At 56.9% G+C, this 14312-nt stretch carries 11 protein-coding genes; all 11 read left to right on the plus strand.

The features are described 5' to 3' along the window. The first annotated feature begins 47 nt into the window (after nucleotides 1-47). The 11 genes from NNL35_RS08505 to NNL35_RS08555 all read left to right on the plus strand — a co-directional run bounded on the left by NNL35_RS08505 (nucleotide 48) and on the right by NNL35_RS08555 (nucleotide 14311). A complete protein-coding gene (locus NNL35_RS08505; protein ID WP_254553308.1) occupies nucleotides 48-2039 on the plus strand; it encodes a copper resistance protein CopC in 1992 nt (663 codons plus the stop codon). A gap of 195 nt (nucleotides 2040-2234) precedes the next feature. Continuing rightward, on the plus strand, nucleotides 2235-3707 hold the full coding sequence (locus NNL35_RS08510) for a catalase (RefSeq protein WP_006679508.1): 1473 nt from the start codon (nucleotides 2235-2237) through the stop codon (nucleotides 3705-3707). Nucleotides 3708-3758: 51 nt separating this feature from the next. Beyond that, on the plus strand, nucleotides 3759-4055 hold the full coding sequence (locus NNL35_RS08515; RefSeq protein ID WP_006679509.1) for a Fur family transcriptional regulator: 297 nt from the start codon (nucleotides 3759-3761) through the stop codon (nucleotides 4053-4055). A gap of 383 nt (nucleotides 4056-4438) precedes the next feature. Beyond that, the gene (locus NNL35_RS08520; RefSeq protein WP_006679510.1) at nucleotides 4439-5626 is read left to right on the plus strand and encodes an anhydro-N-acetylmuramic acid kinase; all 1188 of its coding nucleotides are present in this window, start codon (nucleotides 4439-4441) and stop codon (nucleotides 5624-5626) included. Nucleotides 5627-5694: 68 nt separating this feature from the next. Further along, nucleotides 5695-6864 carry a serine hydrolase domain-containing protein gene (locus tag NNL35_RS08525; RefSeq protein WP_254553309.1) on the plus strand — a complete coding sequence of 390 codons (1170 nt, stop codon included), beginning with the start codon at nucleotides 5695-5697 and terminating at the stop codon, nucleotides 6862-6864. Nucleotides 6865-7114: 250 nt separating this feature from the next. Further along, on the plus strand, nucleotides 7115-7285 hold the full coding sequence (locus NNL35_RS08530) for a hypothetical protein (protein WP_254553310.1): 171 nt from the start codon (nucleotides 7115-7117) through the stop codon (nucleotides 7283-7285). Between the two features lie 1276 nt (nucleotides 7286-8561). Then, entirely contained in the window at nucleotides 8562-9323 is a 762-nt protein-coding gene (locus NNL35_RS08535; RefSeq protein WP_006677167.1) for an IclR family transcriptional regulator, read from the plus strand. Between the two features lie 74 nt (nucleotides 9324-9397). Then, nucleotides 9398-10408, plus strand: coding sequence for an ABC transporter permease (locus tag NNL35_RS08540; RefSeq protein ID WP_006677166.1), 1011 nt, complete (start codon nucleotides 9398-9400; stop codon nucleotides 10406-10408). Nucleotides 10409-10449: 41 nt separating this feature from the next. Further along, a complete protein-coding gene (locus tag NNL35_RS08545) occupies nucleotides 10450-11370 on the plus strand; it encodes an ABC transporter permease (protein ID WP_006677165.1) in 921 nt (306 codons plus the stop codon). A gap of 41 nt (nucleotides 11371-11411) precedes the next feature. Then, entirely contained in the window at nucleotides 11412-13007 is a 1596-nt protein-coding gene (locus tag NNL35_RS08550) for an ABC transporter substrate-binding protein (protein ID WP_006677164.1), read from the plus strand. A 44-nt stretch (nucleotides 13008-13051) separates the two neighbouring features. Next, nucleotides 13052-14311 (plus strand): M20 family metallopeptidase, encoded by a 1260-nt coding sequence (locus NNL35_RS08555; protein ID WP_006677163.1) that lies wholly within the window; start codon nucleotides 13052-13054, stop codon nucleotides 14309-14311. Nucleotide 14312 lies beyond the last annotated feature (1 nt).

Consider the following 14312-nt stretch of genomic DNA (forward strand, 5'->3'; position numbering starts at 1 on the left):
TGCTGTTCAGGAATAGAAGCACGTCAAAAAAGTCAGGAGGAACGTTGATGGGACAATTGCTGGGAAATTCGAGACAACCCGTCTATTTGCTGGGTATAGCCGCCTTGCTGCTCTCCCTTCTGCTTCATCCGCTGACCGCATCCGCCCATGCGAACCTGGCGTCATCCAAGCCGCTGGCCGATGCGCAGCTGGACACGGCGCCGTCGGAGATACGCATCACGTTCACCGAGGGCATCGATGCGAAGCTGAGCTCGATGACGCTGTGGGACGAGGATGGGCGCGAGATCGGCGGCGCCGTGAGCGGGGAAGGCGACGACACGCTGGTCAAGGCTCTTCCCGAGCTCAAGAACGGCATCTATAAGGTGAAGTGGCAGGTGCTGTCGGTGGACACGCATGTCACCGAGGGCTCGTACCGGTTCGCGGTCGGGACGACGCTTGACAAAAGCGGGCCTGCGCCGACCAAGTCGCTGGATGACGACGAAGAACCGCATCCCAAGCCGGACAACGGCTCTCCGGGTGAGGACGGGAAGCCCGCTTCCGTCAAGCCCGGCACTCCGGCAGAGGGGGCGACGCCACCGGACCGGAGCGGGCCGAAGCCTTCGGCAGGCCAGGCGGAGCAGCCGAAGCCTCCCGCAGAGAAGCCGGCCGGCGGCGAAGCGGACGCGGGAGCATCCGGCGCAAGCAAGCCGGGCACGCCTCAGGCGGCTGCCGATCAGGCGAAGGAGCCGAAGGCGCAGCCAACTGCGCCCGCTTCGTCCGGCTCCGGAAGCGGTGCTCCCGGGGAAGCCGCCGCATCGCCGGCCGAGGAGCCTGGCGGTGCGGACCCGGCTAAGGGGGAGCAAGCTCCGTCCGTCCAGGCTCCAACAGAGGAAGCTGAACCATTGGACGGCCAAGAGAGCGGAAGCCGGGAAGGGAATGCCGCTTCCCTGAAGTCGTCCGATCCACCCGGAGCGGAACGTGATCAGGGAAGCGCGGCGGACGGAGAAGAAGCCTCTGCACCCGGCGGTCAGGACGTCCGTTCAGCGGATGGGGCTGCGCCTGAGGCCGATCACGCCCATCTTCATCATGATCATGCATCCGGCCATACGGCGCACAGTACAGGCATGACCGATCGGTGGAATACCGTCATCCGGATTGTCAATGTACTGACGACAGCCGCCTTATTTGCCCTCCTGTACCATCATTATGCGGTAGGAAGGGGAGGACCGCGGCTGGCGGACATGGCTGCACGGACGCATAAGGCGGCACAGGCTGTCGCGCTTGCGGCCGCATTCCTCTATGCGCTGACCTATGCGGCGCATATGCTGCTGCTTGCCGCGCAGCTTACGCCCGCCGGCTCCGGCGCCAGTTCGATGGTCTCCACGGCATGGACACTGGCCGTATCGACGCGCGTCGGCCTGGCGGACGGATTGCGCATCGTGCTGGCCGCCGGATTATGGGGGACGCTGCTGGCGGGGCAGCGGGCGCCTCATTGGCCGATGGCCGTCCTGCGGTGCCTGCTGCTGCTCGGCCTGGCGCTGACCTTCCCGCTGACCGGCCATGCCGTCTCGGGTTCCCCGCTGCAGGCGGCGGCCGCTGTCGTCTCGCATGCGCTGCATTTCGCGACGGCAGGCATCTGGTTCGGCGGACTGGCCGGGCTGCTGCTCGTCACCCGGAGCTTGCGCCGGAAGCCCGATGCGGACGCCTTCACGGAAGCCGGCGGCCTATGGTCGCGCTTCTCTGCCGCCGCCCTGCCATTGACGGTCATCACGGTGCTGACCGGCTTGGTGCTGGCCGTCATGCATGTCGGCAGTTGGGAGGGGCTGTACACGTCTGCGTATGGACAGACGCTCCTCGTCAAGAGCGCGCTCTATGCAGGCGTGCTCGTGATTGCCGCCTTCCACCGCTTCCTGTGGCTGCCTGCCTTCGTGAAGCAGGAAGGCGACCCGGAGCGGGTCCGGGTCTTTCTGCGCGGAGTCAGTCTGGAGGCGGCTTGCGGAGCGGCTATATTTATCATAGCCGGAATGTTGTCCACCGGAATGCCGCCGGGCTTGGGATAAATGACACCCTTTTGACTTTGGAATGAACTTTCATCGTCAAAAGGGTGTTCTTTTATTCATTTCCAGAATATAATAGATATTAATTTAGAATTATTATTGAATGGCTCCGTTGGATGTGTTACATTAGTTAATGAAAATGATAATTATTATCATCTAATAGTGGTTAAAGTTTACAGGACTGACGGAGGGGATTTGATGAAGGAATCTAATTTTATGACTACCAATCAGGGTGCGCCCGTTGCCAATAATCAGCAATCGAAAACCGCCGGAACGCGCGGTCCCGTGCTGCTGGAAGATTACCATCTTATCGAGAAGCTCGCTCACTTCGATCGGGAACGCATTCCGGAACGGGTCGTGCATGCGCGCGGAGCAGGGGCGTTCGGCGTGTTCAAGCCGTACCGGAGCATGGCGAAGTACACGCGGGCGGCCTTTCTGCAAGACCCCGAGGCAGAGACTCCCGTGTTTGTCCGGTTCTCGACCGTGATTCATGGCGGGACCTCCCCGGAGACCGTGCGGGATCCGCGCGGATTCGCCGTCAAATTTTATACGACGGAAGGCAACTACGATCTGGTTGGCAATCATCTTCCGATTTTTTTCATCCGCGACGCCATCAAATTCCCGGACATGGTCCACTCGCTGAAGCCGGCCCCGCATACGAACGTGCAGACGCCGGATCATTACTGGGACTTCATGTCACTGTCTCCGGAATCGACGAATATGATGACCTGGCTCTTCTCGGATCTCGGCATTCCCGCCAGCTACCGCGAGATGGACGGCTTCAGCGTCCACGCGTTCAAATGGGTCAATGAGAAAGGCGATGTCGTGTACGTCAAATACACATGGAAGTCGCTGCAGGGCGTGCGCGGCTTGAGCGTGGAGGAAGCGGAGCGGATTCAAGCCAAAGATTTCAGCCATGCGACGCGAGATCTGCATCAGGCGATTGAAGAGGGCCGCTACCCGGAATGGGAGCTGTGCGTTCAAATGCTCGAGCCGTCGCGGTTGGACGATTTCGACTTCGACCCGCTCGATCCGACGAAGGTATGGCCCGAAGCGATTATCCCGATGATGAAGGCAGGCCGGATGACGCTGAATCAGAACCCGGATAATTATTTTGCCCAGGTCGAGCAGGCTGCGTTCTCCCCTAGCGCGCTTGTGCCCGGGATTGAACCGTCCGAGGACAAATTGCTCCAAGGCCGTCTATTTTCTTATCCGGATACGCAGCGGCACCGTCTCGGTCCGAATTACTTGCAGATCCCGGTGAATTGCCCGTTCGCGCGGGTAAGAAATCATCAACGGGATGGCTTTATGACCATGAAGCAGGACACGTCTCCGGTGAATTACGAGCCGAACAGCCATGCCGGGGCATATGCTGAAGCGGGCGAGACTTATGCCGAGAGCGACACGGTTGTAGAAGGAACGACGATGCGCCGCTCGATAGACAAGACGAATAATTTCGGCCAGGCCGGAGAGAAATACCGTGAGATGTCGCCAGAAGAACAAGATCGGCTCGTGCAAAACCTGGTGAACGATCTGAAGCAGGTACGCCCCGAAGTTCAAATGCGGGCGTTATGCAACTTCTTCCGGGCCGATGCGGAGTATGGAATGAAGCTTGCGGCCGGACTCAGCGTGGATATTAGCGAATATTTGCAGCAAGTACCGCGTTCATAGCGCGATGAAATAGAAGTTTGGACAGTCTTTCAAAATTCTTTGAGGAAGGGAATGGGGCACGTGAATCATAACAATGTGGAAGCTTCGGTTGTTCGGCAGGGCAAGGACAAAAAAACGCATATGACGCAGCAAAGAGAGGCTGTCTATGCTTGTATCCGTCAAGCGGCATCCCCTATGACCGCGATGGACGTATTTCTGGCTTTGAAGTCGGGCGGGCAGCGGATTTCCCTCTCTACCGTCTACTGCAGTCTGAAGTATTTCGTCAAAAAAGGACTTGTTCACGAGCTTCAAGACGATCAGCTCTCCAAGCGTTACAAGCATGCTTGCCCCATATGCCGCGGCGCGTAACCTGCCGTTCATTATGTTCATCTTGAGGTTCCTCGAACCCTATGCGATAGGAAACCCTTTGCAGAACCGCTGCAGAGGGCTTTTCTTCTGCTTGCAGCCGAACTCGATTCGCCATGACGCTCTGCCTCGACCGATGCCGTGAACAACAATCTGTTTGAAATAAAATATTATATTTATTAGAACATATTTAAAAAAATATTTCAATTACGTATAATAAAGCTAACTTGGCCATTCTTCATTTATCCACTTTTTATATAACCCCGCAACAATCGTATGCCCCTGCAAAACGAATGTGCTAAACTCCACTTTTACTTGATATGGTTACTATGAGTGTCGATTGCATCGTGCTGCTTTGATTTTCGAATGGGGAGGGGGAGACAACGATGCGGATTGTAATGCCGAACCGCCCTTATCGGACCATCATTGGCCTGATGTCAGGCACGTCGCTGGACGGAATCGATGCCGCCGTTGTCCGGGTGCAAGGAAGCGGGACCGGAACGGAGGTCGAGCTGCTGGAATTTCATTGTATCGAATATGATGCTGAACTGCGCGACAGGATGAAGCGATTATGTGGAAAAGAGCATTCCCATGCTGCCGACCTCTGCATGATGAATGCCTATCTTGGCCAGCGGTTCGCGGCGGCCGCCCGGGAAGCGGCAGCAGCGGCCGGGCTCCCGATGGAAGACATCGATCTGATCAGCTCCCATGGGCAGACGGTCTGGCACCAGCCGGAAGCGGACATCGAAGATCGCTACAGTGTTCCGTCCACGCTTCAGATCGGGGATTTGTCCGTTATCGCGAAGCTGACAGGGCGGCCCGTGGTCGGAGATTATCGCCCCGCCGATATGGCCGTCGGAGGCCAGGGGGCACCGCTTACACCGTATGCGGATTATATCTTTCACCGCCATGAGCGCATGGGCCGCATTGCCCAAAATATCGGCGGCATCGGGAATTGCTCGATCGTGCCAGCCGGGGCCGATGCGGATCAAGTGGCTGCCTTCGACACCGGTCCGGGCAATATGCTGATTGACCAGGCTGTGTGCCGGCTGTCGGAAGGGGCGCTGGCCTATGACCGCAATGGCAGCTGGGCCGCACAAGGCCAGGTGAGCGAAGCGTGGCTGTCTGAGCTGCTGGAGCATCCTTACTATGCCCAGAAGCCGCGGAAGACGACAGGCAGAGAAATGTTCGGCGAGGCTTATGCCACGACTTTGATAGAGGCCGGTATGGAACGCGGCTTGCCGGCTGCCGATATCGTGGCTACCTTCACGATGCTGACGGTTCAGACCATCGCCGGTGCATACCGTGACTTTATATTCCCGGAGCATGACATCCATGAAGTGATCGTCAGCGGAGGCGGGGCCCGCAACGAGACGATGATGCGATGGCTCGCGGCAGAGCTGCCCGAACAGCGGGTACAGCGCTCGGATGAGGTTGGCTTGCCTGCCGACGCGAAGGAGGCGATTGCCTTCGCCGTGTTGGCGAATGAATTTGTGCACGGGATCGCGAATCAGCTTCCTTCCGTGACCGGAGCGTCGCGTCCAACCGTTATGGGCAAGCTTGCCCTTCCCTGAACTTTCCGTGGAGCATGAATGTCATTCAGAAGGGCTTGAATCCAATACGACAAGAAGGCGGTTTTTCCATGAAAAAATGGGATCTGTCGGCAGCCGGGCAGCTTGGCCTGAGCGAGGAAGGATTACAGGCCGCCTGGTCGCTGCTTGATAAGGCGGCTGAGCAGGGAATTATCCCCGGAGGCGTGGCTCTCATTGGGCGCCGCGGCCATGCGGCGGCTTATGCCGCCGGGCATGCGTTCCTAAGCGAAGAGCGCTCCATTCCGGCCAGCGTGGATACGATCTATGACTGCGCGTCATTAACGAAGGTCGTCATTACGCTGGCACTCATGCTCATCTTGCTGGATCGCGGCCAAGTGCGGCTTACCGATCCGGTGGCACAGCATATCCCCGCATTTGGCGCCGCGGGGAAGGCAGAGGTTACGATCGGGCAGTTGCTGGCCCATACCTCGGGCTTGCCCGCGCATCGCGATCTGTATTCGCACGGATGGACGCCGCAGCAGATCCACGAGGCGATCTGCGCGATGGAACCGGACTATCCGCCAGGGACGCGCTGCGTCTATAGCTGCCTAGGATATATTATCCTCGGGCACATTATCCGGCAGCAGTTCGGGCGTCCGTTGGAGGAAGCGGCCTGGAGCGAGGTACTGCAGCCGCTTGGGATGACGGCGAGCCGGTACAACCCGCCGCCGGAATGGAAGCCGCGCATCGCGGCGACGGAATACGATGCGGCGCTGGGCGAGTACCGCTGGGGCTTCGTGCACGATGAGAACGCGTATGCGCTTGGCGGCGCGGCAGGCAATGCGGGGCTGTTCTCGACCGCATCGGATCTGCTGCGGTATGCCCGCATGTGGCTGGCCTTGGCAGGCAGCGCAAGTTATACGGCCGGCGCGGCCGACGCCTCCTTGAGCCACTCCCGGCCCGGGGACGGCCCGGAGGCCTTGCTCTTGTCGCGTGAGGCCGTCAACGAAGCGCTGCGAAGCCATACCCTTGACATTCCGGGAGCGCACCGGGGGTTGGGATGGGTGCTTCGCGGCGACCCGGCCGATGTTGGCAGGGAGGGGCTGTCTCCATTCCGTTTCGGCCATACGGGCTTCACCGGAACAAGTCTCTGGATCGATCCGGCCCAGGATCTGATCTTAATTCTGCTGACGAACCGCGTTCATTTCGGCCGGGGCAACTCGATCGCGGCGCTCCGCCGGCAGTTCCACGAAGCAGCCGTAGCGGCTATACAGAAATAAGTCTAACTCAAATCCTTGGCAAGCGTCTCCGATCGGATGCCGGCCAGGGATTTTTTTGTTGGCAGACAGGCTCTGCCGAAATGATTAAACAGCTAGGCTTGAACACATAAGAGTTCGCATCTATTTCGGAAGCTTGCATATTGCGTCTGTTCACCAGAATGTGGTTGCTCAACAGAAGGTGGCTGTTCAATAGAATGGGGCTTTCCAGCAGGAGGTGGCTGTTCAATAGAAGACCGCTATTCAGTAAAATATGGCTCATCAACAGAATTTGACGGTTCACCAGAATGTGGTTGTTCAGCAGATTGCGGGAGGGAAAATGCAGCAGCGGAGAAAATGGTGGAAGTTGGAATTGGCGCACGTCGTGACCAATGGCAAAGTGGCCTGTCGAATCCAGACAGCAGTGTATCTGTCAGGTCTTTGATCCACTCTCCCCTTGGCTCAGAGAGAGAAAGCACACGTCGGCACGGCAAGCGTCAGGAGGCGGAGCGAGCCGCTGAAGCAATCAGGCGAGCAAGCAGATGGACCAAATAGTTGAATCTAGCAGACGGAATAGCAACCATGTGATGCCAACGACTTGTCCCCTAAACGCGCCCCTGAGCCGATGGGAGATTGCTTATAAGGCAGCCGAGGATATGCCCCGACTGGCTTCTGAATCAATGGGATAGTGACGCTAAGAAGAAACCGAAGCATGTACCGGGCGAGATGCTGATTCGATGGGATAGCGCCCCTAAGGGAAAAGAGGCACCATCCCCGCCGGCGTGCCCTTGAGCCGATGGGAGATTGCTTATAAGGCAGCCGAGGATATGCCCCGACTGGCTTCTGAATCAACGGGATAGGGTGGCGTTAAGGAAGAAAGCGAAGCATGTACCGGGCGAGTTGCTGATTCGATGGGATAGCGACCCTAAGGGAAAAGAGGCACCATCCCCGCCGGCGTGCCCCTGAGCCGAAGGGAGATTGCTTATAAGACAGCCGAGGATATGCCCCGACTGGCTTCTGAATCAACGGGATAGTGACGCTAAGAAGAAACCGAAGCATGTACCGGGCGAGATGCTGATTCGATGGGATAGCGACCCTAAGGGAAAAGAGGCACCATCCCCGCCGGCGTGCCCCTGAGCCGAAGGGAGATTGCTTATAAGACAGCCGAGGATATGCCCCGACTGGCTTCTGAATCAACGGGATAGTGACGCTAAGAAGAAACCGAAGCATGTACCGGGCGAGATGCTGATTCGATGGGATAGCGCCCCTAAGGGAAAAGAGGCACCATCCCCGCCGGCGTGCCCTTGAGCCGATGGGAGATTGCTTATAAGGCAGCCGAGGATATGCCCCGACTGGCTTCTGAATCAACGGGATAGGGTGGCGTTAAGGAAGAAAGCGAAGCATGTACCGGGCGAGATGCTGATTCGACGGGATAGCGACCCTAAGGGAAAAGAGGCAACCTCCCGGCCTGCACCCTGAACCAGGGGCTCGGGCATCCTCACAGGCTTTACATCAAATGTAAGCTATGTGCTTCCATAATATACATATGTCCACTACGAAAGGACGCATTAACCGCAGTGTCCGCATGTCAAAAACAAGAAAAAATAGTTGTTGATCTTTCGTTGGCATCGTTTATAATGATGAAAAATTATTTATAGAAACAGTGTATCTATTATCGGTACAGAGGCCTTGCTGAATAAAAAAGGGGAAGAGGTGAGGAAGTGTCGCTCAAGACGCTGGCCAAATCGCTTGAATTGCTTGATTGCTTTACATCGGATCATCCGATATGGGGGGTACGTGATTTAGCGAAGAAGCTGGGAATGCACCACTCGGTCGTGCATCGCATCGTAACGACGTTCGAGCAGCACGGCTTTCTCATTCAGAACAGAGAGACGCAGAAATACCATCTTGGCTTGAAGCTGCTGGAGTACGGCAAGGTCGTCACCGATCAGCTCAACATTCAGCAATATTTTCAGCCGATTTTGAAGGAAATTGCGAATTCGACTGGGGAATCGGTGTACCTGAATATGCTGGAAGGGAAGGAGGGCGTCTGCGTATCCATCGTTCTCAGCTCGAAGGATATTCAATATCTGATTCCGGTCGGCGACCGTTCGCCGCTGTATGCCGGAGCTTCGCAGAAGGTCATGATGGCTTACGTATCTGAGGAGCTTCAGGAGGAGATTATTCAGGAAGGCTTGACGGCCGTCACTTCTCGAACGATAACGGACTCGCTCCGCTTGCGGGCCCAATTGGCGCAAATCAAGGAGGAGGGCTGGTGCATTTCTGTCGGTGAATATACGGAAGATGTCGTCGGTATATCCGTTCCGATGCTGGACAGTCATCGCCGCATTCTTGGCTCCATTACGATTGCCGGACCAAGATACCGGATAGACGACGAGAGATGCGAGTCGTACTTGCGCATTTTGCTAGACCAAGTCCCTTTAATACGTCAAAGCTGCAATATTATATCGCATATGTGGTAACCAGGGTTCATATTTTTACACAGCTGCACTTTATTTAGATAATGAGATACCGCTTTAAAGGGGGAGGGGTTGCTTTGCTACAATTCATTACTCGACGTCTGTTATACCTCATTCCAAGCTTGCTCGGCATCGTGCTCATCACGTTCATTCTGTCCAGAGTGCTGCCGGGCGACCCTGCTCTGATGATTGCCGGAGAGCAAGCGCCGCAGCATGTGGTGGAGAACATTCGCGCTCAGCTCGGGCTGAACGAGCCGCTGTACGTTCAGTTCGGCGCTTATATCAAACAGCTGGCGCAAGGGGATCTGGGGATCGCTTGGCACACGGGACATACGGTGGTAGAGGATTTCGCCGTCCGTCTGCCGGCCACGATTGAGCTTGGCTTCGCCAGTCTGTTGATTGCGTTATTGGTGGCCATTCCGGTTGGCATCGTGGCCGCCACGAAAAAAGAATCGATCGTGGATCACATCTCCCGCGTTTTTTCACTTATCGGCGCCTGCATGCCGGTTTTCTGGCTGGGACTGCTGCTCATCCTGTTCTTCTATTCCAAGCTTGGCATTGCGCCTGCTCCTATGGGCCGAATCGGCGGAGATATCCTCCCGCCCACGCATATTACCGGATTATTTCTTGTGGACAGCTTGCTTACGGCTGATTGGGTGGCCTTCAAGCAATCCTTATCGCATCTTATCCTTCCGGCCATTTGCCTTAGCGCCGGCACGATGGCCATCATCGCCCGCATGATGCGTTCCAGCATGCTGGAGGTCATCGGCCAGGATTATATCCGGACGGCCCGCGCCAAAGGGCTCAACGAACGTTCCGTCGTGTACAAGCATGCTCTGGCCAATGCTTCGATCCCGACGATTACAATGGTCGGCCTCCAGATTGGTTACCTGCTCGGGGGCGCGGTCATTACGGAAACGATCTTCGCCTGGCCCGGCGTCGGAAGCTATGTCACGGAGTCGATTCTCGCGACGGATTATGCCCCAATTCAGGCGTTCACGCTGCTAAGCGCCGTCGTATACAGCGGCATCAATTTGCTGGTCGATCTCATATATGGCTTGATCGATCCACGCATTCGCTATGAATAATCCATCTCTCATGTCATGACATCTTAGGAGGTGCAACCGTGATGAAAGCATCAACCTCATCGTCCGCTGCAATCGCGGCGGCGAGCGACACGTCCATGCTGCAGGAGTTCTGGTATGGGCTGCGGCAGTGGAGCAAGCTGTTCCTTCGCAACAAGCTTGCTGCGCTCGGCCTCTTCCTGATCGTGCTGTGGACGCTCCTGGCCATCGCCGCGCCGCTGGTCGCGCCCTATGCGCCGGATGCCACGCAGTTGGATGCGAAGCTGCAAGGTCCGAGCGGGGAGCATTGGTTCGGGACCGACCAATTCGGCCGGGATATTTTCAGCCGTGTGGTGTACGCTGCACGCATATCGATCTGGACCGGGCTTATCGCCGTCGGAATTTCCTTCTTCATCGGCGTTCCGCTCGGCGGCATCGCCGCTTATTACGGCGGCTGGATCGGGAATGTGATTATGCGCGTCATGGATATTTTTCTGGCGTTCCCTTCGCTCATTCTGGCGATGGCGATCGCGGCCGCCATGGGCCCTGGCCTCATCAGCGCGATGATGGCCGTTGGCGTCGTCGGCATTCCGGAGTTCGCCCGTCTCATGTACAGCCAGACCATCTATTTGAAGGAACGCGAATTCGTGGAGGCGAGCCGCTCCATTGGCGTCAAGGACGGCACCATTCTTGTCCGGCATATTTTCCCGAATGCGCTGGCGCCGCTGCTCGTTCGCATTACGCTCGGGATGGGCTTCGCCATCTTGACGGCGGCGAGCTTGAGCTTCCTCGGTCTCGGCGTGCGTCCGCCGCTGGCGGAGTGGGGGGCCATGATATCCGAAGGCCGCGAGTACATTATTACCGGCGAATGGTGGCTGGTCACGTTCCCGGGGCTTGCCATCGCAACAACGATTCTTGGCTTCAATCTGCTTGGCGACGGACTGCGCGACGTACTTGATCCGCGGCTGCGCACAAGCCGGAAATAAGCGAAATTTTTCAGTCGAATATTCAGGGGGAGGAAACAATGATGAAACGAAGCAACTTGACGATGGCCCTTGTATTGACACTCATCTTGGCTCTGGTTGCGGGCTGCGCGCCGAAGGCGAACCAGTCCGGGGGAGACAGCGCCACCGGCTCTGGCGAACAAACGAACGCGACCGGCAGCAAAACGCTGACCGTAGCCTATTCCGAAGGCGGGCAGACGCTCGATCCGGCGGAAGCGAACGATCTGACGTCGGATACGCTGGTGCTGTCCACGTATGATCAGCTCGTCACGTATGGCGTCAAAAACGTAGATGGCGCGGATATCGCCGCCACCGAAGAAATCAAGCCGATGCTAGCTGAGTCGTGGGACGTATCCGATGACCAGAAGACGTATACGTTCAAGCTGCGCCAGGACGTGAAGTTCCATAGCGGCAATCCGCTCGATGCGGATGCGGTCGTGTTCTCGCTCGATCATATCAAAAACTCGAACTCGGGCGGATTCCTGTATCAGCAAGCCTCCATCGAGTCGTACCGCAAGGTGGACGACCATACGGTGGAAGTGAAGCTGGAGCGCCCGAACCATATGTTCTTGCAAATTTTGGCGATGTATTCCTTCTCCGTCATCGACCCGAAAGCGATCGAAGGGGATGCGAATGAATTTCTGAAGACGAAGACGGCAGGATCCGGGCCATTCAAGCTGGAGAAATGGGATCCTTCCTCTGAGGCGGTATTCGTGGCGAACGACGATTACTGGCAGGAGCGCGCCAAGCTGGACAAAGTCGTCATGAAGTTCATGAAGGAAGCTTCGTCCCGCACGATGATGCTGAACAAGGGCGATATCGACCTGGCCATGGAGATTCCGCCGAAGGATGTCGATACGTTGAAGCAGAACAACGGGCTCACTGTACGCTCTGATGCGAGCAACCGCATTTTGTACATGGGTCTGAACAATAACATGAAGCCGTTCGACAATCCGAAGGTGCGCCAGGCGATCGCCTACGCGATTCCGCAGGATGCGCTCTTGAAGGATGTCATGTACGGACAAGCCAAGCAAATGAAGAGCATTGTGGCAAGCAATACGCCGGGCTTTTCCGATAATGGCTACGAGTATGAATACAATCTGGACAAAGCGAAGGAGCTGCTGAAGGAAGCGGGCTACGAGAATGGCTTCTCCTTCGACTTCACGCTCGGCTCCGGGTTCAAAGACTGGGAAGATGCCGCTACGGTCATTCAAGCGGAGCTGAAAAAGATCGGCGTTACGATGAACATCAACAAGCTGGCGCGCGCGCAGTTCCTGGAGCAGCTTCGCACCGGCAACGTGCAATCCTTCATGTCGAAATGGACCTCTTTCGTCAACGATCCGGAATATCATCTCGGATTCCTGGTAGATAGCGAGAGCTCGTCCAACTACGTTCATTACGATAATGCGAAGGTCAATGAGCTGTTGGATCTGGCAGCCGTCGAGACGGACATGACGAAGCGCAATGCCATGTATGATGAGATTCAGGGCTTGATCAATGCGGACATGCCTTATGTGTACATGTACGAGTACAACCGTCTCGTAGCGTTCAACAACGACGTGAAGGGTTATATTTTCTTCCCGGATGAATGCTTGCGTTTTTACCCGCTTTCCAAATAAAGAGATAACGATCGCAATGGATATGGATACAGGAGGGGATTACGGTGAACGAATGGAAGCAACGCTGGATAGACGAAGTGGAACAACGCCAGGACGAATTGCTGGGATTATGCTCGAAGCTGATTCAATTCCCGACGGAAAATCCGCCTGGAGACTCGCGTGACATCAGTCAGTTCATTATCGACTACTTGGCCGAGGTTGGCATCGAGACCAAGGTGTATGACGCTGGTGACAACATGCTCAATCTCATTGCTACGATTGGCGATGAATCGGCATCGGAACGCCATTTGATCTATTGCGGCCATACCGATGTCGTGCCGGCAGGCGACCGCTCCCGCTGGGACTTCGATCCGTTCTCCGGCGAAGTGCGGGACGGCTATGTGCTCGGACGCGGGGCCAGCGACATGAAATGCGGCCTGGCCGGGCTCATCTTCAGCGTCAAGCTGCTGAAGGAGCTGCAGATTCCGCTCAAAGGCAGACTATCGCTGCTTATCGTGCCGGATGAAGAGACCGGCGGGCATCTCGGCGTACCGTGGGTGTTCGATCGGAAGCTGATTCATGGCACGGCGGCGGTTATCGCCGAGCCGTCGCATCCGCTTCATCCGACGATCGGGCAGAAGGGTAGCTGCTGGTTCAACTTCACGGTGACAGGCACGCCGGGCCACGGCAGCCTGTCCCCTATCCTCGGGGACAATGCAATTATGAAGGCGGCCGCAGCCGTTCAGGCGCTGCAGCAGCTGCATCAGTATCCGGTCGAGCTGCCAGAGGAAGTGAAGGATATTATCGAAGTGACGAAGCGTTATATCGCGGAAAAAGAAAATGCCGATTTCTCCGCCATCATCGATCGCGTGTCGGTCAATGTCGGCTTGATCGAAGGTGGAACGAAGACGAACGTCGTGCCTGACCGCTGCACGGTCAGCGTCGATACGCGCCTTCCGTTCGGCGTCGAGCCGGCCCAGGTGCTGGCTGAGGCGAAGCAGCTGCTGTCCGCTATCGGCATCGAGACAGAGCTTCATCCGGAAGGCTTCCAGGGGCTGGCGAACTGGACGCCGCCGACGGACCCGATCGTGGAGGAACTCGTGCAGCATATCTGCGACGTGAAGCAGGAAGAAGGCTACGGCGTCCTGCAATGGGCATCCAGCGATGCGCGGCATTTCCGCCGTGCCGGCATTCCGGTGCTGCAATACGGCCCTGCCGAGCTGTCCACCATTCACGGCTTCAATGAGAAGGCGCCGGTGCAGGACGTGGTGGACGCGGCCAAGGTGTACACGCTGACGGCGCTCAGCTACTTGGGTGGTGAGTAAC

Source organism: Paenibacillus dendritiformis (assembly GCF_945605565.1).
Taxonomy (GTDB): Bacteria; Bacillota; Bacilli; order Paenibacillales; family Paenibacillaceae; genus Paenibacillus_B; species Paenibacillus_B dendritiformis_A.

What these genes read in the sequence shown, in the direction of transcription:
- NNL35_RS08545 (WP_006677165.1), top strand. Translation starts at nt 10,450, where the DNA reads ATGAAAGCATCAACCTCATCGTCCGCTGCAATCGCGGCGGCGAGCGAC.
- NNL35_RS08515 (WP_006679509.1), top strand. Translation starts at nt 3,759, where the DNA reads ATGGGGCACGTGAATCATAACAATGTGGAAGCTTCGGTTGTTCGGCAG.
- NNL35_RS08520 (WP_006679510.1), top strand. Translation starts at nt 4,439, where the DNA reads ATGCGGATTGTAATGCCGAACCGCCCTTATCGGACCATCATTGGCCTG.
- NNL35_RS08525 (WP_254553309.1), top strand. Translation starts at nt 5,695, where the DNA reads ATGAAAAAATGGGATCTGTCGGCAGCCGGGCAGCTTGGCCTGAGCGAG.
- NNL35_RS08530 (WP_254553310.1), top strand. Translation starts at nt 7,115, where the DNA reads ATGGCTCATCAACAGAATTTGACGGTTCACCAGAATGTGGTTGTTCAG.
- NNL35_RS08510 (WP_006679508.1), top strand. Translation starts at nt 2,235, where the DNA reads ATGAAGGAATCTAATTTTATGACTACCAATCAGGGTGCGCCCGTTGCC.
- NNL35_RS08505 (WP_254553308.1), top strand. Translation starts at nt 48, where the DNA reads ATGGGACAATTGCTGGGAAATTCGAGACAACCCGTCTATTTGCTGGGT.
- NNL35_RS08550 (WP_006677164.1), top strand. Translation starts at nt 11,412, where the DNA reads ATGAAACGAAGCAACTTGACGATGGCCCTTGTATTGACACTCATCTTG.